The 22182-nt window shown below is 44.0% G+C and carries 25 protein-coding genes; 22 read left to right on the top strand and 3 right to left on the bottom strand.

The genetic code is table 11. The annotated features are described in order from the left end of the window. Positions 1 to 115 precede the first annotated feature (115 nt). The 6 genes from atpF (at position 116) to BTW01_RS15340 (ending at position 5501) form a co-directional block, all read left to right on the top strand. On the top strand, positions 116 to 628 hold the full coding sequence (gene atpF / locus BTW01_RS15315) for a F0F1 ATP synthase subunit B (protein ID WP_162103850.1): 513 nt from the start codon (positions 116 to 118) through the stop codon (positions 626 to 628). Continuing rightward, positions 625 to 1170: a F0F1 ATP synthase subunit delta gene (locus BTW01_RS15320; RefSeq protein ID WP_162103851.1), complete on the top strand. Its 546-nt coding sequence runs from the start codon at positions 625 to 627 to the stop codon at positions 1168 to 1170. Before atpF ends, BTW01_RS15320 begins: the two co-directional genes overlap by 4 nt. Before the next feature lie 16 nt (positions 1171 to 1186). After that, positions 1187 to 2695 (top strand): F0F1 ATP synthase subunit alpha, encoded by a 1509-nt coding sequence (gene atpA / locus BTW01_RS15325; RefSeq protein WP_162103852.1) that lies wholly within the window; start codon positions 1187 to 1189, stop codon positions 2693 to 2695. A gap of 76 nt (positions 2696 to 2771) precedes the next feature. Further along, on the top strand, positions 2772 to 3635 hold the full coding sequence (atpG, locus tag BTW01_RS15330; protein ID WP_162103853.1) for an ATP synthase F1 subunit gamma: 864 nt from the start codon (positions 2772 to 2774) through the stop codon (positions 3633 to 3635). Positions 3636 to 3660: 25 nt separating this feature from the next. Then, positions 3661 to 5079 (top strand): F0F1 ATP synthase subunit beta, encoded by a 1419-nt coding sequence (atpD, locus tag BTW01_RS15335; protein ID WP_162103854.1) that lies wholly within the window; start codon positions 3661 to 3663, stop codon positions 5077 to 5079. A gap of 23 nt (positions 5080 to 5102) precedes the next feature. Then, positions 5103 to 5501 carry a F0F1 ATP synthase subunit epsilon gene (locus tag BTW01_RS15340; RefSeq protein WP_162103855.1) on the top strand — a complete coding sequence of 133 codons (399 nt, stop codon included), beginning with the start codon at positions 5103 to 5105 and terminating at the stop codon, positions 5499 to 5501. 34 nt (positions 5502 to 5535) lie between these two features. Here the strand turns inward: BTW01_RS15340 and BTW01_RS15345 are convergent, their stop codons facing one another. Continuing rightward, complete coding sequence (locus BTW01_RS15345) at positions 5536 to 6009, bottom strand: hypothetical protein (protein WP_162103856.1); 474 nt, start codon at positions 6007 to 6009, stop codon at positions 5536 to 5538. 175 nt (positions 6010 to 6184) lie between these two features. Here BTW01_RS15345 and BTW01_RS15350 point away from each other — a divergent pair, with 175 nt between their 5' ends. From BTW01_RS15350 to ureC, 15 genes are all read left to right on the top strand, one after another. After that, positions 6185 to 6415: a DUF1146 family protein gene (locus BTW01_RS15350; protein WP_162103857.1), complete on the top strand. Its 231-nt coding sequence runs from the start codon at positions 6185 to 6187 to the stop codon at positions 6413 to 6415. Positions 6416 to 6547: 132 nt separating this feature from the next. Next, positions 6548 to 7288 (top strand): YwmB family TATA-box binding protein, encoded by a 741-nt coding sequence (locus BTW01_RS15355; protein WP_162103858.1) that lies wholly within the window; start codon positions 6548 to 6550, stop codon positions 7286 to 7288. Between the two features lie 33 nt (positions 7289 to 7321). Continuing rightward, positions 7322 to 8632: a UDP-N-acetylglucosamine 1-carboxyvinyltransferase gene (gene murA / locus BTW01_RS15360; protein WP_162103859.1), complete on the top strand. Its 1311-nt coding sequence runs from the start codon at positions 7322 to 7324 to the stop codon at positions 8630 to 8632. 193 nt (positions 8633 to 8825) lie between these two features. After that, a complete protein-coding gene (spoIID, locus tag BTW01_RS15365; RefSeq protein ID WP_162103860.1) occupies positions 8826 to 9857 on the top strand; it encodes a stage II sporulation protein D in 1032 nt (343 codons plus the stop codon). A 377-nt stretch (positions 9858 to 10234) separates the two neighbouring features. Then, complete coding sequence (locus BTW01_RS15370; RefSeq protein ID WP_162103861.1) at positions 10235 to 10918, top strand: vWA domain-containing protein; 684 nt, start codon at positions 10235 to 10237, stop codon at positions 10916 to 10918. A gap of 310 nt (positions 10919 to 11228) precedes the next feature. Next, positions 11229 to 11903, top strand: coding sequence for a vWA domain-containing protein (locus BTW01_RS15375; protein ID WP_162103862.1), 675 nt, complete (start codon positions 11229 to 11231; stop codon positions 11901 to 11903). A gap of 89 nt (positions 11904 to 11992) precedes the next feature. Next, positions 11993 to 12157: a hypothetical protein gene (locus BTW01_RS15380; RefSeq protein ID WP_162103863.1), complete on the top strand. Its 165-nt coding sequence runs from the start codon at positions 11993 to 11995 to the stop codon at positions 12155 to 12157. Positions 12158 to 12351: 194 nt separating this feature from the next. Then, the gene (gene fdhD / locus BTW01_RS15385) at positions 12352 to 13140 is read left to right on the top strand and encodes a formate dehydrogenase accessory sulfurtransferase FdhD (RefSeq protein WP_162103864.1); all 789 of its coding nucleotides are present in this window, start codon (positions 12352 to 12354) and stop codon (positions 13138 to 13140) included. A 15-nt stretch (positions 13141 to 13155) separates the two neighbouring features. Then, positions 13156 to 14181 (top strand): GTP 3',8-cyclase MoaA, encoded by a 1026-nt coding sequence (moaA, locus tag BTW01_RS15390; RefSeq protein ID WP_162103865.1) that lies wholly within the window; start codon positions 13156 to 13158, stop codon positions 14179 to 14181. A 189-nt stretch (positions 14182 to 14370) separates the two neighbouring features. Further along, positions 14371 to 15504: a tetratricopeptide repeat protein gene (locus tag BTW01_RS15395; protein WP_162103866.1), complete on the top strand. Its 1134-nt coding sequence runs from the start codon at positions 14371 to 14373 to the stop codon at positions 15502 to 15504. Between the two features lie 173 nt (positions 15505 to 15677). After that, positions 15678 to 16157: a hypothetical protein gene (locus BTW01_RS15400; RefSeq protein WP_202923608.1), complete on the top strand. Its 480-nt coding sequence runs from the start codon at positions 15678 to 15680 to the stop codon at positions 16155 to 16157. Between the two features lie 72 nt (positions 16158 to 16229). Then, positions 16230 to 16418 (top strand): CsbD family protein, encoded by a 189-nt coding sequence (locus BTW01_RS15405; RefSeq protein ID WP_162103867.1) that lies wholly within the window; start codon positions 16230 to 16232, stop codon positions 16416 to 16418. A 427-nt stretch (positions 16419 to 16845) separates the two neighbouring features. Beyond that, entirely contained in the window at positions 16846 to 17163 is a 318-nt protein-coding gene (gene ureA, locus BTW01_RS15410) for an urease subunit gamma (protein ID WP_162103868.1), read from the top strand. Further along, on the top strand, positions 17160 to 17534 hold the full coding sequence (gene ureB, locus BTW01_RS15415; RefSeq protein WP_162103869.1) for an urease subunit beta: 375 nt from the start codon (positions 17160 to 17162) through the stop codon (positions 17532 to 17534). Before ureA ends, ureB begins: the two co-directional genes overlap by 4 nt. Then, positions 17531 to 19240, top strand: a complete 1710-nt coding sequence (gene ureC, locus BTW01_RS15420) for an urease subunit alpha (RefSeq protein WP_162103870.1) — start codon at positions 17531 to 17533, stop codon at positions 19238 to 19240. The genes ureB and ureC overlap by 4 nt, the downstream gene beginning before the upstream one ends. Before the next feature lie 94 nt (positions 19241 to 19334). Here ureC and BTW01_RS15425 read toward each other — a convergent pair whose 3' ends face one another. After that, positions 19335 to 19724, bottom strand: coding sequence for a DUF5362 family protein (locus BTW01_RS15425; protein ID WP_162103871.1), 390 nt, complete (start codon positions 19722 to 19724; stop codon positions 19335 to 19337). A 143-nt stretch (positions 19725 to 19867) separates the two neighbouring features. Between BTW01_RS15425 and BTW01_RS15430 the strand changes: the two genes are divergently transcribed. After that, positions 19868 to 20641 (top strand): MerR family transcriptional regulator, encoded by a 774-nt coding sequence (locus BTW01_RS15430; RefSeq protein WP_162103872.1) that lies wholly within the window; start codon positions 19868 to 19870, stop codon positions 20639 to 20641. Between the two features lie 22 nt (positions 20642 to 20663). Here the strand turns inward: BTW01_RS15430 and cls are convergent, their stop codons facing one another. Continuing rightward, on the bottom strand, positions 20664 to 22112 hold the full coding sequence (gene cls / locus BTW01_RS15435; RefSeq protein WP_162103873.1) for a cardiolipin synthase: 1449 nt from the start codon (positions 22110 to 22112) through the stop codon (positions 20664 to 20666). Positions 22113 to 22182 lie beyond the last annotated feature (70 nt).

Here is a 22182-nt window from a genome sequence, read left to right on the forward strand (position 1 = left end):
GAACCTTCGCCATTGCTTTATGTCTGATAAGCACCCCGCCTTGCCGGCTGAAAAGAGACAAGTGCGGCTGCTGGATCAGCAAAGAAAAACCTGCAGAAGGGAGTTGCCGTAGTAGATGTCTCAATTACCACTTGAACTAGGACTGTCGTTTAACGGCGGAGATATCCTGTTCCAACTGTTAGCTATGTTAATCTTATTAGCGCTTCTGAAGAAATTCGCTTTAGGGCCGCTATTAAACATAATGAAACAGCGTGAAGACCACATCGCTGGAGAAATTACGTCTGCTGAAGCAAAAAATAAAGAAGCGCAGCAGCTGATTGAAGAGCAGCGCGTTCTTTTAAAAGAAGCAAGACAGGAATCCCAGACTCTTATCGAAAACGCAAAGAAACTGGGAGAAAACCAAAAAGAAGAGATTATTCAGGCTGCGCGTGCAGAATCTGAACGTCTGAAAGAAGCAGCAAGAACTGAAATCGTGAAGGAAAAAGAACAGGCGGTTTCTGCTCTCCGCGAGCAAGTAGCGTCTCTTTCTGTCATGATTGCATCGAAAGTGATTGAAAAAGAACTGGATGAACAAGCTCAAGAGAAATTGATCCAGGACTATCTTAAAGAGGTAGGAGAAAGCCGATGAGTGGATCTGCTGTCTCTAAACGATATGCGTCAGCTCTTTTTGATATTGCAAATGAGTCAGCTCAGCTGAATCAAGTTGAAGAAGAGCTAACCGTTGTCAAACAAGTATTTCAAAATGAAAAAGCGCTTAATGATGTGTTAAACCATCCGAAGGTGCCGGCTGCGAAGAAAAAAGAGCTGATTCAAAATGCATTTGGCTCTTTGTCACAGTCTGTGCTCAATACGATTTTTCTTTTGATTGACCGTCATCGTGCCGCGATCGTGCCCGAGCTCACAGATGAGTTTATCAAACTCGCAAATGACGCTCGTCAAATAGAAGATGCAACCGTATATTCAGTGAAAAAGCTGACGGATGCGGAGATTTTATCATTATCACAAGTGTTTGCAAAAAAAGCCGGAGTGGCTTCATTAAGAGTTAAAAATGAAGTGCAGACGGATTTAATAGGCGGCATTAAAGTCCGCATTGGAAACCGGATTTTTGACGGCAGCGTAAGCGGAAAGCTTCAGCGCATTGAACGTCAACTAGCCGGGGAAAATCGATAGAAGGGGTGAAACCTAAGTGAGCATCAAAGCTGAAGAGATTAGCACGCTGATAAAACAGCAAATACAAGATTATCAATCTGATATTGAAGTTCAAGACGTAGGTACAGTCATCCAAGTCGGTGATGGTATTGCTCGTGTACATGGCCTTGACAATTGTATGGCCGGTGAACTTGTCGAATTTTCAAACGGTGTTTTGGGTATGGCTCAAAACCTTGAAGAATCAAACGTAGGTATCGTCATCTTAGGACCTTTCGGTGAAATCCGTGAGGGAGACGAAGTGAAAAGAACAGGCCGCATCATGGAGGTTCCTGTCGGTGAAGAACTAATCGGCCGTATTGTGAATCCATTAGGCCAGCCTGTAGACGGACTTGGCCCGATTCTTACAAGCAAAACACGTCCGATCGAAAGCAACGCGCCAGGTGTTATGGACCGTAAATCCGTTCATGAACCGCTTCAAACTGGTATTAAAGCGATCGATGCCCTGATTCCAATCGGCCGCGGCCAACGTGAGCTGATCATCGGTGACCGTCAAACAGGTAAAACGTCTGTTGCGATCGATTCGATTTTAAACCAAAAAGACCAAGATATGATTTGCGTATACGTAGCGATCGGTCAAAAAGAATCAACAGTCCGCGGTGTAGTAGAAACATTGCGTAAGCACGGCGCGCTTGATTATACAATCGTTGTAACGGCGTCTGCGTCACAGCCGGCACCGCTTCTGTACCTGGCTCCGTATGCAGGGGTTACAATGGCAGAAGAATTCATGTACAACGGCAAGCACGTTCTTGTGGTATACGATGATCTTTCTAAACAAGCGGCTGCTTATCGTGAGCTGTCCTTGCTTCTTCGCCGTCCGCCAGGCCGTGAAGCGTTCCCTGGGGATGTATTCTACCTTCATTCCCGTTTGCTTGAGCGTGCAGCAAAGCTTAGCGACGCGAAAGGCGCAGGATCAATTACAGCTCTGCCGTTCGTAGAAACACAAGCCGGAGATATTTCTGCTTATATTCCGACGAACGTCATTTCCATCACCGACGGACAGATCTTCCTGCAATCTGATTTGTTCTTCTCAGGCGTACGTCCAGCGATCAACGCCGGGCTGTCTGTATCTCGTGTCGGCGGTTCAGCGCAGATCAAAGCGATGAAAAAAGTATCTGGAACTTTGCGTCTTGACCTTGCGTCATACCGTGAGCTGGAAGCATTCGCTCAATTCGGATCTGACCTCGATCAGGCGACTCAGGCGAAATTGAATCGCGGTGCGCGTACAGTTGAAGTGCTGAAGCAGGATCTGAACAAGCCGCTTCCGGTTGAAAAGCAAGTAGCCATTCTTTATGCGCTGACAAAAGGATATCTTGATGATATTCCTGTAGCGGATATCAGACGTTTTGAAGAAGAGTACTACATGTACCTTGACCAAAACCATAAAGAACTGCTTGATGGAATTGCGAAAACAGGAAACCTTCCTGCTGATGAAGACTTCAAAGCTGCAATCGAAGGCTTCAAACGCACATTTGCACCAAGCAACTAACTCGAATGCTGATGAGAGAAAAAGGTTCTCTTTTTCTCTCTTTTTACGCAGATGAAGAGAAAAGGTGGTGAAATCTTTGGCCTCATTACGCGATATTAAGTCAAGGATCACGTCAACGAAAAAAACGAGCCAGATTACAAAAGCCATGCAGATGGTATCTGCTGCTAAGCTGAATCGTGCTGAAAACAATGCAAAATCATTTGTACCATATATGGATAAGATCCAAGAGGTTGTGTCAAATGTCGGGAGAGTTTCCGGCAATGTGAAGCATCCGATGCTTCTCAGCAGAGAAGTGAAAAAGACGGCATATCTTGTCATTACGTCTGATCGCGGTCTTGCTGGCGCTTTTAACAGTTCGGTATTACGAAGTGCTTATCAGGCTATGCAAGAACGTCATCAATCTAAGGATGAGTATGCGGTAATCGCCATCGGAAGAGTAGGCCGTGATTTCTTTAAAAAACGTGAGGTTCCGATCATTTCCGAGTTAACAGGACTTGGTGATGAAGTAACATTCACAGAAATTAAGGATCTTGCCCGGCAAACAATCCAAATGTTTATAGATGGTGCGTTTGATGAACTGCACCTTGTGTATAACCATTATGTCAGTGCCATTTCTCAAGAAGTAACGGAGAAAAAACTTCTGCCGTTATCTGATTTGGGCAACGGCGGTACAAAGAGAACGGCGTCTTATGAATTTGAACCGTCTGAAGAGGAGGTTCTGGAGGTTTTGCTTCCTCAATATGCAGAAAGCTTAATCTTCGGTGCGCTTCTTGACAGTAAAGCAAGTGAGCACGCTGCGAGAATGACGGCGATGAAAAACGCGACAGACAACGCGAAGGATCTTATTGATTCACTTTCGCTTTCTTACAACCGCGCTCGCCAAGCAGCTATCACACAGGAAATTACGGAAATTGTCGGCGGAGCAGCCGCTTTAGAATAGAAAGATTTTGTCAGGAGGGATAGCGATGAAGAAAGGACGCGTTAGCCAGGTATTAGGACCGGTCGTCGACGTGCGTTTTGAAGACGGTCACTTGCCTGAAATTTATAATGCGATTAACATTTCACAGCCAGCTGGTGAAAACGAAGTAGGTATTGAATTGACGCTTGAGGTCGCTCTTCACTTAGGTGATGATACAGTCCGTACAATCGCAATGGCATCTACGGATGGCGTTCAGCGCGGAATGGAAGCTGTAGATACAGGAGCGCCAATCTCAGTACCGGTTGGTGATGTAACATTAGGCCGTGTATTTAACGTACTCGGAGAAAATATTGATTTGAATGAGCCGCTTCCTGCGGATGCGAAAAAGGATCCGATCCACAGACAGGCGCCTTCATTTGATCAGCTTTCAACAGAAGTTGAAATTCTTGAAACAGGCATTAAAGTTGTTGACTTGCTCGCTCCGTACATCAAGGGCGGTAAGATCGGATTGTTCGGCGGTGCCGGTGTAGGTAAAACCGTATTAATCCAGGAATTAATCAACAATATCGCGCAAGAGCACGGCGGTATCTCTGTATTCGCCGGTGTAGGGGAGCGTACTCGTGAAGGAAACGACCTTTTCTACGAAATGAGCGACTCTGGCGTAATCAACAAAACAGCCATGGTATTCGGACAAATGAACGAGCCGCCGGGCGCACGTATGCGTGTTGCTTTGACAGGTCTTACAATGGCTGAGCACTTCCGTGATGTACAAGGACAGGACGTACTGTTCTTTATCGATAACATTTTCCGTTTCACACAAGCGGGTTCAGAGGTTTCTGCCCTTCTTGGCCGTATGCCTTCAGCGGTTGGTTATCAGCCGACGCTTGCGACTGAAATGGGTCAGCTTCAAGAGCGTATCACGTCTACCAACGTTGGATCAGTTACATCTATCCAGGCGATCTACGTGCCTGCCGATGACTACACTGACCCGGCGCCGGCAACAACGTTCGCTCACTTGGATGCGACAACAAACCTTGAGCGTAAATTAACTGAGATGGGTATTTACCCTGCGGTTGATCCGTTGGCTTCAACATCACGCGCCCTTGCTCCTGAAATTGTCGGAGAAGAGCATTATGCGGTTGCCCGTGAAGTACAGTCTACGCTTCAGCGTTACAAAGAACTTCAAGATATCATTGCGATTCTCGGTATGGATGAATTGAGTGATGAAGACAAGCTTGTCGTTCAACGCGCACGCCGTATTCAGTTCTTCCTTTCTCAAAACTTCCACGTGGCTGAACAGTTCACTGGACAAAAAGGTTCTTACGTGCCTGTAAAAGAAACGGTTCAAGGCTTCAAAGAAATCTTAGCCGGCAAATACGACCATCTTCCTGAAGATGCGTTCCGTCTTGTAGGCCGTATCGAAGAAGTTATTGAGAAAGCAAAAGAAATGGGTGTAGAAGTTTAATCTGGTCCTAGGAGGGTAAAAGCATGAAGACCGTTAAAGTCAATATCGTTACTCCCGACGGCCCAGTATACGATGCGGATATCGAAATGGTGAGCGTGAGAGCCGAAAGCGGCGATCTCGGTATTTTGCCAGGCCATATTCCGACCGTGGCTCCTCTTACAATCGGCGCTGTCCGCCTGAAAAAAGACGGACAGACTGAATTGGTTGCCGTCAGCGGCGGGTTTGTAGAAGTCCGTCCTGAACAGGTTACCATCCTTGCTCAAGCTGCAGAGACAGCGGAAGGCATCGATCAAGAGCGCGCTGAAGCTGCACGTCAGCGGGCGCAGGAGCGTTTGAATTCTGAATCAGATGATACTGACATTCGTCGGGCTGAGCTTGCATTACAGCGGGCTTTGAACAGATTGGATGTAGCAGGGAAATAAGAAAAAAATCCTTCTCATAAGAGAAGGATTTTTTTTATGAACGCACAAGAGAATCAAACAGCGACAGAAGCGGCTGACTCTCTTTTTGCCTCATATATAAACGGTCACAGCAATTCATTGTATGCCATGATTTTCGATGTCTTCTGAAGCCCATTGTATAAGCTCCGTCTGTATACGGATAAGATTTCACTACCCATTCAGCATCTTCATGATGGGCTATCACGCAATCTATAAGGTAAACACTGATCATTTTCTCGAATTCTTCAATAGGAAGATTCCAATCAGCAAGCAAAAGCTCTTGTAAACTTTGAAAATAAAGGTTTTCAAGCTCTTCAATACTTTCTCTCGTATAAGTAAGAGAAATGTTATAAAACCGACACAATTCATTCAGTTCTTCAATCTGCGACTGTCTATAATCATAATAGAATGCAATTGCTTCCCATTCCTGTTTAAAAATTGGCAGATCATCACCGTATTGCTTTTCAGGCTGAAAAAAAGAAGGATTCACATTTGCCAGCTCCTTTCCAGTAAAGTATATCATGTAAAAGAATCGCACTTTAAGCGGGGATTAGCCCTATATTTGGATAATTATTCCGTTCGATCTAAAAGTATCATCTTTATCGTTACTTCTTATATAATAAGAAAGGGTATAAATGCGAGAAAGGATAAAAGGAGGCGATGAGATGAGTGTATTGGGACAGCAGGCTGCAATTGGTATTGTCGTTCATCTGATTTTTATAGCGGTGACTTGGTGGGCGCTCCAAGCCGTCAATATCGATCCGTTAATTAAAAAAGGAAAAGTCATACAGGCGAGACTCCTGATGATTTTACTGACAATCGCCATTGGAACGGCCGTTGCGAATTTCTTTTTAGATTACCTTAATTATTCACAGCAGCTTCCCTACCTGTTTTAATAGTTTTGTATTCTATCATTACGGGAATGGTTGGGGAGCGGGTTGTAGTATAGAGCTCGAGTTTTGACGAAGATTTTTACGTATGGCGCCTCTTGCCTCCGGTAAAACTGGGGATAAGGGGGAGAGATGAATATGAAGAAAAAACAAGTAAGCCATGGTATTATCATTTCTGTCATGCTTAGCTTTGTTATAGCTGTTTTCCATACCATCCATGCGAGTGAGTTAACGCCGTTATCGCAAATAGCAGGGGGAATGGAACGCCAAGGTGTGTCAATAGATAAGTGGACATTGCATGCAAAACAAAACTTGTCGCTGAGCGAAAAGGAATTTTATCAAAAAGTGCAACGTTTAAAATCAAAGTATCGTCAATATGATTGGGCGATTGCCCAAGAAGATAAAATTGTAAAGGCGATTGGCACATATCATGACAAAAAAAATCGCACTTCTTTTAAACTGCAGCTTGTCACAACCCTCAAAAAACACAACCCAACTTCGTATTTATTATATGAGCAAATGAGTCTTGAGACACCGATGAGCTGGAATGATACATATGAACAGTTTGAACGGGAGACACTCGGGATATTCCAAGAAAAAGTAGTTATTTTTACTTGTCTAAATGGTCATTTAAATGATAATATGAATATTGTTTTGCAAAAAAAAGCAAGTCAGTTATCAAACGAATTTCAAGCAAGATCTGTAGAACATGTAGTTGAGCCAAATTTCGTTTCTATTTCTGCGTTGACAGATGAGTGGGAAGAGTCCATCATGACTTCGAAACATAAAATGAATTTGCAAATTGCACTTAGAAGTGCAGGAATGGGCGAAAAACATACCGTTACGGTTGGCACACCGATCGTTACGACTGAATATTAATATAGAGAATTTAGGGACGCGGAGGGGAATACCTTGGAAAAAATCATCGTCCGCGGCGGTCAAAAGTTAAACGGCACAGTCAAAGTTGAAGGCGCTAAAAATGCCGTTTTACCTGTTATCGCTGCAGCTTTATTAGCAAGTGAAGAAAAAAGCGTAATTTGTGATGTACCTACGCTCTCCGATGTATATACAATTAACGAAGTGTTGCGTCATTTAGGAGCAGATGTGCATTTTGAGAATAATGAAGTGACTGTAAATGCTTCATACGCTTTGCAAACTGAAGCACCTTTTGAATATGTGCGTAAAATGCGTGCGTCTGTGCTTGTCATGGGGCCGCTTCTTGCGCGTACAGGTCATGCAAGAGTTGCGCTTCCAGGCGGATGCGCAATTGGTTCCAGACCGATTGATCAGCATTTAAAAGGTTTTGAAGCAATGGGCGCAGAAATCAAAGTCGGCAATGGCTTCATCGAAGCTGAAGTAAAAGGCCGTCTGCAAGGCGCAAAAATCTATCTGGACTTCCCGAGTGTAGGAGCTACAGAGAACCTTATTATGGCAGCAGCTCTAGCTGAGGGAACAACAACGCTGGAGAACGTGGCGAAAGAACCCGAAATCGTTGATTTAGCGAACTATATCAACGGAATGGGCGGAAAAATCCGCGGAGCTGGCACCGGCACCATCAAAATTGAAGGAGTCGAAAAGCTTCACGGTGTAAAACATCATATTATTCCTGATCGCATTGAAGCGGGCACATTTATGGTTGCCGCTGCAATCACTGAAGGAAACGTATTAGTTAAAGGTGCGGTTCCTGAACACCTCACTTCTTTAATTGCCAAAATGGAAGAAATGGGTGTAACGATTAAGGATGAAGGTGAAGGCCTGCGTGTCATCGGTCCGAAAGAACTCAAACCGATCGACATTAAAACAATGCCTCACCCAGGCTTCCCGACTGATATGCAGTCACAAATGATGGCGCTTTTGCTTCGTGCAAGCGGCACAAGCATGATTACAGAAACCGTTTTTGAAAACCGTTTTATGCATGCGGAAGAATTCCGTCGTATGAATGGTGATATCAAGATTGAAGGTCGTTCTGTCATCATTAATGGTCCTGTACAGCTTCAGGGAGCTGAAGTTGCAGCGACTGACTTGCGTGCAGGTGCAGCGCTGATTCTTGCGGGGTTAGTAGCTGAAGGTCATACACGTGTTACTGAACTGAAGCACTTAGACCGCGGTTACGTTGACTTCCATCAGAAGCTTGCAGCTATTGGCGCAGACATCGAACGTGTAAATGATGAGTCTGCTTCTGAGCAAGAGAACAAAGAAGTTGTTTCTGACTTAAACGCATAAAGGATTTAAAAAGCAGTGTGTCAATCTGACATACTGCTTTTTAATTTTTTTGTACTATCATCATTATGCGCAATGCAACAAAAAAGAATACGTAAATAACAAATAAAGTTTCTGTCCAAAACGAGAGTCATATTAGCATGTCCCTGCCCATAGACTAGACTAGAGTCGAATCCCGAGCAGGAGGCAGCTAAATATGAAACAATTCGTAATCACACTATCTGTACTATGTGCTTTGATTCTCTTAGTACCCACGCTTTTGGTCATTCCGTACCAGCATAATAAAGAAGCGGGGGCCGCTGTAGAATCAAGTAAAGCAGCAATCAGGACGAAACCAGTATCAAAAGGAACGGCAACATTGAAGGCGTCGCCTGTTTCTATTCCCGTCTATCGAACCGCAAAACAATCCGTAGAAGAGATTCCGCTTGAAGAGTATGTCATTGGAGTCGTTGCCTCTGAAATGCCGGCAACCTTTAAACCTGAAGCGCTGAAAGCCCAAGCTCTCGCCGCCAGAACGTTCATCGTCAGACTGATGGTGTCGAATTCAGCAGTAGAGGCTCCTAAAGGATCGCTGGTGGATGATACACAGATGTTCCAAGTGTATAAAAGCAAAGCAGAGCTAAAAAAACAGTGGGGCTCCAGCTATGAAGCAAAATTGAAGAAGATCACAGATGCGGTAGCCAGCACGCAAGGCAAAATCTTAACGTACAATAACCAGCCGATTGAAGCTGCCTTTTTCTCTACAAGCAATGGCTACACAGAGAATGCAGAAGCCTATTGGACAAGTGTCATCCCGTATTTGAAAAGCGTCAAAAGCTCATGGGATAAAAAGTCCCCGAAATTTAAGGCCACGAAAACTTTCACAGCAACAGAATTTGAGCAAAAACTTGGCGTCAAACTGGATGGAGCCAGTGCAGTCGGACAGATCACCGGAGAGACACCGGGCCGTCAGGTTGCAACAGCCATCATTAACGGCAAGACGCTGAAAGGAAGAGACATACGTGAAAAGCTGGGTCTCAATTCAGCGGACTTTGAATGGAAGCGAAGCGGAGATACCATCACTGTCACGACAAAAGGATTCGGACACGGTGTGGGCATGAGCCAATATGGTGCGAATTTTATGGCGCAAGAAGGCAAAACGGTTGATCAAATTGTGAAGTACTATTACAAAGGCACACAAATATCTGACGCAAACTCATTTTTGAATAAATATATGGCGAAGAAATAAGCAGAGACGCTCAATGAAGCGTCTTTTTTCTGTTATGAGTATCTTTTGTCTTAGGACGAATGAAACCATTTAGATAAACTCCTGACAGTCTTAATGATGATAAAGGGAATTGATCCTTTTTTCCTGTGGTAAAGTAATCCACATATTGCGACAGACTTCGACAGACTCATATAACGAAAGCCGAAAGACCGGCAATCTTCTTTTTTCATGATAGTGTTAGGTGCAAATCACTAATAAAACCAAGATTTCTATGCAAAAGTAAACAACAGCAATGGGGTAGGCCGCCCTATTTCATTCTCTGTTTTTGTCGATTACGATTAATTATGTTCAGCGTTGAACAACTGCGCGCAGAAACAAACTTGTAAAGGGGTAAGGATATGAAAAAAAGATTTTCATTGATCATGATGACAGGCTTGTTATTCGGATTAGCTTCACCTGCTTTTGCGGCTGAAAAGAAAGAATCGGAGGCTGAAGCTCCGGCAAATGTTGCAGTCTTGCTTGATGCCAGCGGAAGTATGGCGAAAAGAATAGACGGTGTATCTAAATTTAATTCAGCTAAAGAAGAAATTTCTAATTTTGCAAGCTCGCTGCCGGAAGGAACTCAGGTGAAAATGAGTGTATTTGGTTCAGAAGGAAACAATAAAAATTCCGGAAAAGTTCAGTCATGTGAAGCGATCCGTAACGTATACGGCTTCCAAAGCTTTAACGAGCAAAGCTTCCTCAATTCTCTTAATACAATTGGACCGACTGGCTGGACGCCGATTGCCAAAGCGCTGAATGAGGCGAAATCTTCTTTTGATCAGCTTGATACAGAAGGGGAAAAAGTAGTCTACCTGCTGACAGATGGTGAGGAAACGTGCGGAGGAAACCCGATTAAAACAGCAGAAGAACTGCAAAAAGACAATATCACTGTTAATGTGATCGGTTTTGATTATAAAGAGGGCTATAAAGGCCAGCTGAACGCAATTGCGAAAGTAGGCGGCGGTGAATACTTCCCGGCTTATACGCAAGAAGATGTTGAGAAAATCTTCACGCAGCAATCCCTAATGTTATCTAAATAAGAAAAAAGAGGGCTGATAGTGATCAGCCTCTTTTTTTGTATGTGAAAAGTAGCTTTCTGCCTGTAGCATAGTAGCAGATTTTCGTTTCTCTGTCATAATCAAGACGAAAAAAGAATGAATGATGTCTCAGTTTATATATGTTTTCTGGGCGAAAAAGGCTAAAAATCACCGGCACTCAAGCGATGGTGAATAGAGGGGGAAGCAGCACAAAAGGCAGCTTGCCCTATATCTTTTTTCATTTTCGTATTCTAGCATAAAGAGGAATCCAACTGATATAGTTGGAAAATAAGTTAAAGAAAGGAAGATTAATATGAAAAAATTTCTGGCTGCCGGTCTCATTGGATTGCTGACTGTCTCTTTTGCATTCCCGTCATTTGCCGCTGAGAAACAAGCTGACACAAATGTTGCTGTTTTATTTGATGGAAGCGGAAGTATGAATCAAAAAACAGGGGGGGAGCGCAAAATAGACATTGCCAAAAAATCAGTAAAGTCATTTGCTGATCTGCTTCCCGAGAATACAAATCTTATGCTTCGGGTTTTCGGACATGCAGGGAATAATAAGCTGTCCGGCAAAGCTCTCTCATGCAGCACGACAGAAACCATTTATGCTCTTCATCCATATGAAGGGTCGCTGTTTGACAATTCATTGAGTGCGATCAAGCCGACTGGCTGGACACCGATTGCTAAAGCCCTTGCAGATACAAGAAAAGAATTTGAATCATTTGATGCTGATGGAAAAAACGTAGTGTACGTCATCACTGATGGTGAAGAAACATGCGGCGGAGACCCTGCAGCGGAAATTGAAAAGCTTCGTGAATCGAATGTAGAAACCATTGTTAACATCATTGGTTTCAACTTTGATATGAAAGGAAATGAAAAAATGAAACAGGCGGCTGTTGCTGGCGGCGGTGAATATATTTCAGCGGACAGCGCGGATGAGTTTAAACAGACTTGGGAAAAAGAAGCACAGAAGTTTAATGAGTAACGATTTTTGAAGGCGCTCTCCAGGCGCCTTTTTCTTTGGTTTAAAAGCAGCCTGAGCGGGAATGATACCCTTTAAAAGGGGTTGAACATATGAAATTATTAGGAGTGCTTTTTCTTATTGCCGCCGTGGCGTTCGTATTGCTCGGTGTTTTTCTGAAACTGGCAGCCTTCTTTTTTGTCAGCATTCTCACATTAGTTGCAGCTATTGTGCTGTTTGTGGTCTTGAAAAAGAATCAGCAGCACAATCAAACATAGAGCCCTCTATACAGAGGGCTCTCAGCGTATCAAGGAACGGCGGCTAAATGTTTAGGCGCCGTTCCTTGATACGCTGTTATCACATCCTGTGAAAGCCCTTTATATAAAGGGCTATTTGTATGTATCATAATTCGACAAAATCCGTGGATTATGAAAAAATATAATGGCAGGAACATTGTGGAGGGGAAGAGAAGTTGAACGATAAAGTAACTGCGGTTAGGGATGTATGGCGCTATGAACAAGGGGAAATCAGCAAAGTAGAAGACCAAATGGTGACAGAATACCCTTTGACAGTGATACTGAACGGAAGTGAATTTGTGACGCTTGTTTGTACGCCGGAGCATATCAAAGAGCTTGTCATCGGATTTCTAGCATCTGAGGGTGTAATTCGATTTCAAAAAGAGATTAAAAGGTTTACAATAGATGAAAGTCTCGGGTTTGTTTATGTCGATCTCGTTCATCCGGAGACATTAGATCAAAAGGATTATACGAAACGGGTGATCGGCTCATGCTGCGGAAAGGGCCGCCATTTTTATTTTCAGCAGGATGTCAAAACCGCTAAAACGGCTGTCAGCCAAATCAAGGTATCACCTGAAGCATGTCTAGCGCTTATGAAAGACATGCAGCAAGGGAGCGGAACATTTCAAGATACGGGAGGCGTCCACAATGCGGCGCTTTGCGACACAGAAAAGCTGCTGTTGATGCGCACAGATATCGGCAGGCACAACGCGCTTGATAAATTATACGGCCACTGTCTTCTGAACGGGATGTCCGTCCGTGACAAACTGATTGTATTTAGCGGCAGAATCTCATCAGAAGTTCTGTTGAAAGCGGCAAAAATCGGCGTGTCGATCGTCATTTCCAAATCGGCGCCGACAGAGCTTGCGATTCAAATGGCGGAGGAATTAAATATCACAGCGATCGGATTTGTCAGAAACGAATCATTTAATGTATATACACATCCCGAGAGAATCAGGGGATAGGAAGGGGCTGTAGCTATGGTTACAGAATCGCATCAGATGCTGGATAAGAGGAACAGACCGCTGAGAGACCTTCGTATTTCTGTTACAGACCGCTGCAACTTCCGATGCACGTACTGTATGCCTGCGGAATTATTCGGCCCGGATTATCCTTTCTTAAAGAAAGAGGAGCTGCTTTCGTTTGAGGAGATGGAGCGGCTTGCGACACTGTTTGTCACAAAATTCGGCGTTGAAAAAATCCGTTTAACAGGCGGAGAGCCTCTCATGAGAAAGGATATGCCGGAATTAATCAAAAAACTCGCCCGCATTCCGGGTGTACGTGATATTGCAATGACAACAAACGGATCATTGCTGCCTGTTTATGCGAAAAGGCTCAAGGTAGCCGGTCTGAAAAGGGTCACGATCAGCCTCGATTCCTTAGAGGACGAGCGTTTTAAAAAGATAAACGGACGCGGAGTTTCGGTCAGCAAGGTGCTGGAAGGCATTGAAGCGGCGAAGCAAGCGGGGCTCGGTGTGAAGATCAACATGGTCGTCCAAAAGGGCGTCAATGAAAAAGATATACTGCCTATGGCCCGTTATTTTAAGGAAAAAGGGCATATTCTGAGATTCATTGAATTTATGGACGTAGGAAACACCAATCAATGGGAAAAGAAAGATGTCATGACTAAGGCGGAAATCATTGAATTGATCAATGAACACATGCCGGTTGAACAGATAGCGCCGAATTATAAAGGTGAAGTCGCTTTCAGATTCCGCTACTTAGACGGATCTGGAGAAATCGGGGTCATATCGTCTGTATCCGATGCGTTCTGCGGATCGTGCAACAGGGCCCGCTTATCTGCGAGAGGGGAGCTGTTTACCTGCTTATTCGCCTCAAGCGGATATGACCTCAGAGGACCGGTTCGGCAAGAATTAAGCGATGACGAATTATCAGAAATGATCGGCACCGTATGGAAAAACCGGATTGATCAGTATTCAGTCGACCGTACGCTGTCAAAAGCATCGGACAAAAAGAAAGTGGAAATGTCTTATATCGGCGGTTAAATGTAAAAAGCTTATCGGCACTTTCCGGTAAGCTTTTTTTATAAACATTAAAGTGCAAAAAATACTTACAAAAACCGAAGTATATAAAGATAGGCAAAAGGAAGGAATCATTGTAAGAAAATTTTAATTCCAAAGCCATACATTATGATAAAATATAACCAATTAGAAAATAGAAAGGGTTGGAGGGGCATGGCCGCGTACGAAATCCCGTCATCTCAAGTAGGAGTGAAAATCAATAAGTGGTATAAGTGCATTTTAGCATTTCAAGTGGCTGATGCCGTTAAGCTGAAGGAAGAGATTGATCAAGACATAGAACAGATGGAAGAGGACCAGTTGCTTCTCTTGTATTATCAGCTCATCAGTTATCGGCACCAAATTATGCTGGATTATGTAAAGCCTGACCTGCACGAGGAATCCCAGCTTCAATATCGTGAATTGATTAAAACGCTGGAAAGCAATCAGAACAGCATTTCAGGATTATCTGAGTACTATTTTCACTTGTTCAGAGGAATGTACGAATTTGAACAAAACAATTACATCTCGGCCATATCCTTTTATCGAAAAGCTGAGAAGATGCTCGCTTTTGTAGAAGATGAAATTGAAAGAGCGGAATTTCACTTCAAAGTCGCGGAAGTTTTTTATATCATGAAGCAAACGCATTTTTCTATGAACCATGCCGTACAGGCGCTTGAGAAGTACAAGGTCCACGATTTTTACAGAGTCAGAAGAATTCAATGTCATTTCGTCATATCAGGAAACTACATTGACTATAGAAACTATGAAAAAGCGCTTGTACATTTGAATGACGCGTATCGCCTTGCCTTATTGGAAGGACAGCCTCGGTTGATCGGAGCAGCCCTCTATAATATCGGGAATGGCTATGATGACAAAGGAGACCTGGATCAAGCTGCGGAATACTTTGAAAAAGCACTCCCTGTCTTTGAAGAGCATCAGCTGGAACAGCTCCCCAAAGCACTCTTCAGCCTGACTCGCGTTCTTTTCAAAAAGCAAGATATCAAAGCTGCGATGCATTACTATGAAAAAGGGATTGCTATTGCACAAAAGCGAAATGACTTTTTCAGTTTGGCGAAATATAAATTTTTGCAGGCCTTATATGTGGAGTCTGTCAATATGGATATGATTCAAGAAGTGTTCCACTATATGGAAGAAAAAGGGCTTTTCGTATATATTGAAGAATTCGCTTTGGATGCTGCCTCCTATCTCAGTCATCATGAACACTACAAAGAAGCGGTGTATTTTTATGAAAAAGCGGACAGCATGAGAAAGATGATCCAAAGGAATGACTGTTTATATCAAGTGTGAAATAAAACCATCTGCTGGCAGATGGTTTTTTTATATACAAAAAAAGGTGAGCATCGGAACGTTTATTTCCAGACAGAACAGGAAAAATCGATATATATGCTTTTGATCACATTCATATAGTCGGATTTAGATAGATGATGCATGGTTCATTGATAGGCGTGAGGGGGAATTTGATGTTTGGTTTCAATGATATGGTGAAGTTTTTATGGTCTTTCCTCATTGTTCTGCCGCTTGTACAGATCATTCATGTTTCAGGGCACAGCTTCATGGCCCTTATTTTTGGCGGAAAAGGATCATTGGATATTGGGATGGGAAAAACGCTGTTCAAGATTGGGCCGATCCGGGTCAGAGCGATCTATTTCATAGATTCCTTTTGCAGGTTTGGTGATTTGAAAACTGACAATCGTTTATCGCGTGCACTCGTGTATGGGGGAGGCAGCTTGTTTAACCTTATCACAATTTTTGCGATCAATTTTCTGATTACACACAGTGTATTAACACCGAATATGTTTTTTTATCAGTTTGTCTACTTTTCTACGTATTATGTGTTTTTCGCCTTGCTGCCGGTTCGATATTCAGAGAAAAAGTCATCAGACGGGCTTGCGATTTACAAGGTGCTTCGCTACGGAGAGCGCTATGAGATCGATCATTAACCTTCAAATGTTTACTGTCTCTTGAATCGGGAACATAACAAGTACACACATAAATGAAGGGAGAGAATAAACATGAGTAACGATAGTGTAAAAGATAAAATGAAAGGCGGCTTCAATAAAGCCAAAGGAGAAGCAAAGGATAAAGTCGGGGACATGACCAATAAAGCGGACATGCAGGCTGAAGGCAAAAAAGATAAGGCGAAAGGCGAGATCCAAAAGGATGTCGGCAAAGCAAAGGATACATTCACAAATAAAGATTAATCATACGGAAAAGGCAGGAAACGATATGTTTCTTGTCTTTTTTTGTGAAACTTTGTTGATGTGAATAAATGTAACAAAAATAGAAATCGATTTAGTTAAACCATATAAATTTTTTCAATATTCTATTATTTTATAATCCTTTTCTATATAATAATGACATAAGTTGTTAACTTTTGTAACATCAATCGATATATTAGTCGAGCGCAGGCTGGAAAACGCATTATTATGTGCTGGCTACCTTTATGTAATCGGTAGGGGAACGGTTGTTGACTATGGGAAAGCTGATGAAGAAACAGCTCACCGCATTGAAAGTCATCTTACTGTATGATTTTCACACCTGAAGAAAGGGAGGTGATGTCCCGCCTGCATGTTCTGCAAATTCACAGTAAGCGAATCTGCTTTATATGAAAAAAGAGGAGGACGACAGATGAAACTGACACCGGTTGAACAAGAGAAATTGCTCATTTTTGCAGCGGGGGAATTAGCCAAACAGCGAAAAGCACGGGGCGTTCTGCTGAACTATCCTGAGGCTGCTGCTTATATCACCTGTTTTATTATGGAAGGCGCACGTGATGGGAAGCGTGTATCGGAGTTAATGGAAGCCGGCCGACATGTGTTAACGGAAAAAGACGTGATGGAGGGTGTGCCTGAGATGCTGGACAGCATTCAAGTAGAGGCCACATTTCCTGATGGAGTGAAGCTTGTCACGATACATCAGCCCATTTCTGCGGAGGTGAAGTCATGAAACCGGGAGCACTCCAAATCGCTGAGGGAACCATTACGATTAATGAAGGACGCGAGACACGGGAGGTAACAGTAAAAAACACTGGATCACGCTCAATTCAAGTCGGCTCGCATTTTCATTTTGCTGAAGCCAACGGGGCATTATCATTTGACCGGGAGCGGACGATCGGCATGCGTCTTGATGTTCCATCAGGCACGTCGGTCCGTTTTGAGCCGGACGAGCAGAAAACGGTTGTGCTCGTGGAAATCGGAGGACGTAAGACAATCAGAGGCCTGAACGGAATGGCCGACACGTTTATCGATGAACGCGGCAAAGGAAAAACGTCAGCCAATTTACATCAAGCGGGCTGGATGGAGGGGGTGATCCGATGAACATGTCACGGGAGCAATATGCGGAGCTGTTTGGCCCGACGACGGGCGATAAAATCAGATTGGGCGATACAGATTTATGGATCGAAGTCGAAAAGGATTTTACTGTATATGGTGAAGAAATGATCTTCGGCGGCGGAAAAACGATCCGCGACGGCATGGGCCAAAACGGCAGAATCACAGCAAAAGACGGCGCTTTGGATTTGGTCATCACCAATGTCGTATTATTAGATTACACAGGTATTGTCAAAGCTGATATCGGTGTGAAAGACGGCCGGATTGTCGGCGTCGGAAAAAGCGGAAATCCTGATATCATGGACGGAGTCACTCCGACTATGGTCATCGGCGCGGGCACAGAGGTGATTTCCGGTGAAGGCAAAATCGTAACAGCCGGAGGAGTGGATACGCACATTCACTTTATTTGCCCTCAGCAGATGGAGGTTGCGCTTTCTTCAGGTGTGACGACACTTTTGGGTGGCGGAACAGGACCCGCTACAGGAAGCAAAGCGACAACATGTACATCCGGCGCGTGGTATATGGCAAGGATGCTGGAAGCGGCCGAGGAGTTTCCGATCAATGTCGGCTTCTTAGGAAAAGGGAATGCATCTGATAAAGCGCCGCTGATTGAGCAGGTGGAAGCAGGCGCCATCGGCCTTAAGCTTCATGAAGACTGGGGTACGACGCCGCGCGCCATTAAAACGTGCATGGAAGTGGTGGATGAAGCTGATATTCAAGTTGCCATCCATACCGATACGCTTAACGAGGCGGGCTTTTTGGAAAACACGCTCGACGCGATCGGGGATCGGGTCATTCATACCTATCATATTGAAGGAGCAGGCGGCGGCCACGCCCCGGATATTATGAAGCTCGCCTCTTATGCGAACATTCTGCCGTCATCCACAACGCCAACCATTCCTTATACCGTCAATACGATGGAGGAGCATCTTGACATGATGATGGTCTGCCACCATTTAGATGCGAAGGTGCCCGAAGATGTGGCGTTCAGCCATTCCAGAATCAGGGCTGCGACCATTGCGGCAGAGGATATTCTCCATGATATCGGAGCGATCAGCATGACATCATCGGATTCCCAAGCGATGGGACGGGTCGGTGAAGTGATCATCCGCACCTGGCAGGTAGCAGACAAAATGAAAAAGCAGCGCGGCGCTCTAGCTGGAGAAAACGGGAACGACAATGTGCGCGCAAAACGCTATGTTGCCAAATACACAATTAATCCGGCGATTACGCACGGGCTCAGCCATGAAGTCGGTTCGGTGGAAAAAGGGAAGCTTGCTGATCTCGTTCTGTGGGACCCGGTATTTTTCGGTGTGAAACCGGAATTGGTTTTGAAGGGCGGAATGATTGCACGTGCGCAAATGGGGGATCCGAACGCGTCCATCCCGACCCCGGAACCGGTGTTTATGCGCCAGATGTATGCGTCTTACGGAAAAGCCAATCGCTCAACCTCCATTACATTTATGTCTCAGGCTGGCATTGAGCGGGGTGTAGCGGAAGAATTAGGTCTGGAAAAAAGAATCTCTCCGGTCAAACATATCAGAAAGCTGAGCAAGCTGGATATGAAATTGAACGCAGCTTTGCCGAAGATAGAGGTTGATCCGAAAACCTATCAGGTCTTCGCTGACGGAGAGGAATTGTCTTGCCAGCCTGTCGATTACGTTCCGCTTGGACAAAGATATTTCTTATTTTGACAAGACGCGTCCGGAGTGCGGCCGGCCTCATCGGCTTCAAAGTGATAGATGAAGCGAAGTAAAAAACCCGGAGCCAACTCCGGGTTTTTCCTGATTAATAACTGTTGTACGTACTATAATCGTTGAAGATGCCGTCAGCAATCCCAAGCATTAAAAAGATGAAGAAGGCGATAATCGCAAGAACAGATATAGAAATGCTTACGATTAAATAGATTCCTTGCATCTTCACAAACTTCGCGTAATTCTCCAGCATTAAATCCTCAGACTGTCCGCTATTGTGTTCAGCCATTTGTCCGGCTTCTTTGGCTGACCGCATCAAAAAGATTCCAGCGATAATTTGCAGTACGCCCGGTATGGCACCGATTAGAAAAAAGAACGCGCCCGAAAGCGCGGTAATTGCGCCCATCACAATAAATAAGATTCCCGTTGCTTTTCCCCATTTTGAAATGCTGATGAGGGTTTTGTTCACTGTTTCAGGATTCATGTATACTTGCTCCTTTATAAAAAAATACTCACCTTTCTTTTATACACTATTTGTGAGAAGTTTTGTATAAAGAAAATCATATTTTAGGGATTGACCCTGACGCTGCGTAATTGTTTACGATAAAAGAAGAGGAGGTGTTATGAATGAAATACCAAGTTAAGCATGTAGCGGAAATGGCGGGAGTCAGCATTCGGACGCTTCATCACTATGATAATATTCAGCTGCTGAATCCTTCAGCTCTTACTGACGCAGGGTATCGATTGTACAGTGATGCAGATCTGGAAAGACTGCAGCAGATTTTATTTTTTAAGGAAATTGGGTTTAGGCTGGATGAAGTGAAAGAGATGCTGGATCAGCCGAATTTTAACCGGAAAGCGGCACTTCTGTCGCAAAAGGATATGTTGATGAAGAAAAAACAAAGAATGGAAGAGATGATACAGACGCTTGATAGGACGCTTCAGTCCATTGAGGGAGGAGAACTTATGAATAAGCGGGATTTATTTGCCGGATTAAGCATGAAAGATATTGAAGAGTACCAGAAGGCATACGCGGATGAAGTCAGAAATCTGTATGGTAGGGAAATCGCAGAAGAAACAGAGAAAAGGACATCTGCATATTCATCAGACGATTGGCGTGCGATCATGGCTGAATTTGATTCGATTTACAGACGAATTGCGGCGCGAATGGAATACAGACCCGATGATACAGAGGTTCAGGCCGCTGTGGGGGCATTTCGCGATCATATTTGCCAATATCATTACGATTGCACGCTCGACATTTTCAGGGGGCTTGGGGAAGTGTATATCACTGATGAGCGATTTACTGACTCAATCAATCAATATGGAGCAGGTCTGGCCGCTTTTTTGCGGGAGGCGATCATTATTTACTGTGACCATCAGAAAAACCCCCGGGCCTAAAGGCCGGGGGTTTTGGCGCATCTTATAAAATCGGTGACAATAAGCGCGAGACGGATTCTTTCATTCGAATCCACAGGGAGCGCTGCTGATATTCCTCATAGGTGTATTTCCTGGATACGAGCAAATCTTCTTTAAATGTAGAAGCTAATTCTTTCGCAATGGTGATATCGTAAATAAATGCATTCACCTCAAAATTCAGCCTGAAGCTGCGAACATCGATGTTCGCTGTACCAACTGATGCAATTTCATCATCCACAACAATGGTTTTCGCGTGAATAAAGCCGTTATCGTAAATATAGACAGTGGCTCCGGCTTTCAGCAGATCGCCGATGTACGAAAGTGTCGCCCAGTATACAAAGGCATGATCAGGCTTGTTCGGGATCATAATGTTGACATCAACGCCCGACAAACACGCGATTCTTAAAGCATCGAGCAGGCTTGCGTCCGGGATAAAATAAGGCGTTTGAATCAAAATGGAACGCTTGGCATTTGAAATCATTTTGATGTAGCCATTTTTAATTTGTTCCCATTCGGAATCGGGTCCGCTCGTGACAATCTGCATCCCGACATTGCCTTTTGGGCCGTAATCAGGAAAGTGATTCGGGATATATGTCAGTGTATGGTGATGGGAAGCTTGGTTCCAGTCAAGAATAAAACGTGTCTGGATGGCATGCACTGCCTTTCCTTGCAGCCGGATATGCGTATCCCGCCAATAGCCGAATTTCGGGTTAAGCCCTAGATACTCATCTCCAACGTTAAATCCTCCGACATAACCGGTGATTCCGTCTATGATCACAAGCTTGCGATGGTTCCGGTAATTCAGCCGCAAATTAATCGGCCTGAGTTTTGAAGGAAAAAAGACCTCCACATGCCCGCCAGCCTCGCGGAGCTCCTTAAAAAACTTTTTTCTCAGCGTTCTTGATCCGAGTTCATCATAAAGCACCCTGACCTGAACGCCTTCTTTTGCTTTTTGGATGAGAGCGTCCCGTAATTTTTTGCCTAATTCATCACCTTTATAAATATAATATTGTAAGTGGATATGATCCTTAGCCTTCGAAATGTCATGTAGCAGCCGTTGAAACTTGTCCCGCCCGTCTGTGATCACGTCAACCGAATTATCCTCTGTAAACACAGCGTGATTATTCATGATAAGCATATAAATTAAATCCTTGTTATCAAAGGTTGCCCGGTTATTGAACTGAAATTGCTTGGTTTCTAATTCCTTAAGCTGATGCTTCAATAGCTTTTCAATACCGATTTTTTTTCGGTCTTCCCATTGAAATAACTGCTTTCGCCTAAGATTATGGCCGAATAATAAGTATAAAATAAAGCCTATAACGGGAATAAAGAAAAGAACCAGTAGCCATGCCCAAGATGCGCTGGCATCGCGCCGTTCTTTGAAAATGACAATGATAGCCAAAAGAATATTTAAAATAAAAAAAAGTGACAAAAGGATGGAAGAAATACTCACTTTGTAACCCCGCTCATTCATATTTATCAAGAAGATTGCCATTAGTATTCCATGATTAACAGCGATCTGA

Source organism: Bacillus sp. SKDU12 (assembly GCF_010093085.1).
Classification (GTDB): Bacteria; Bacillota; Bacilli; order Bacillales; family Bacillaceae; genus Bacillus; species Bacillus mexicanus.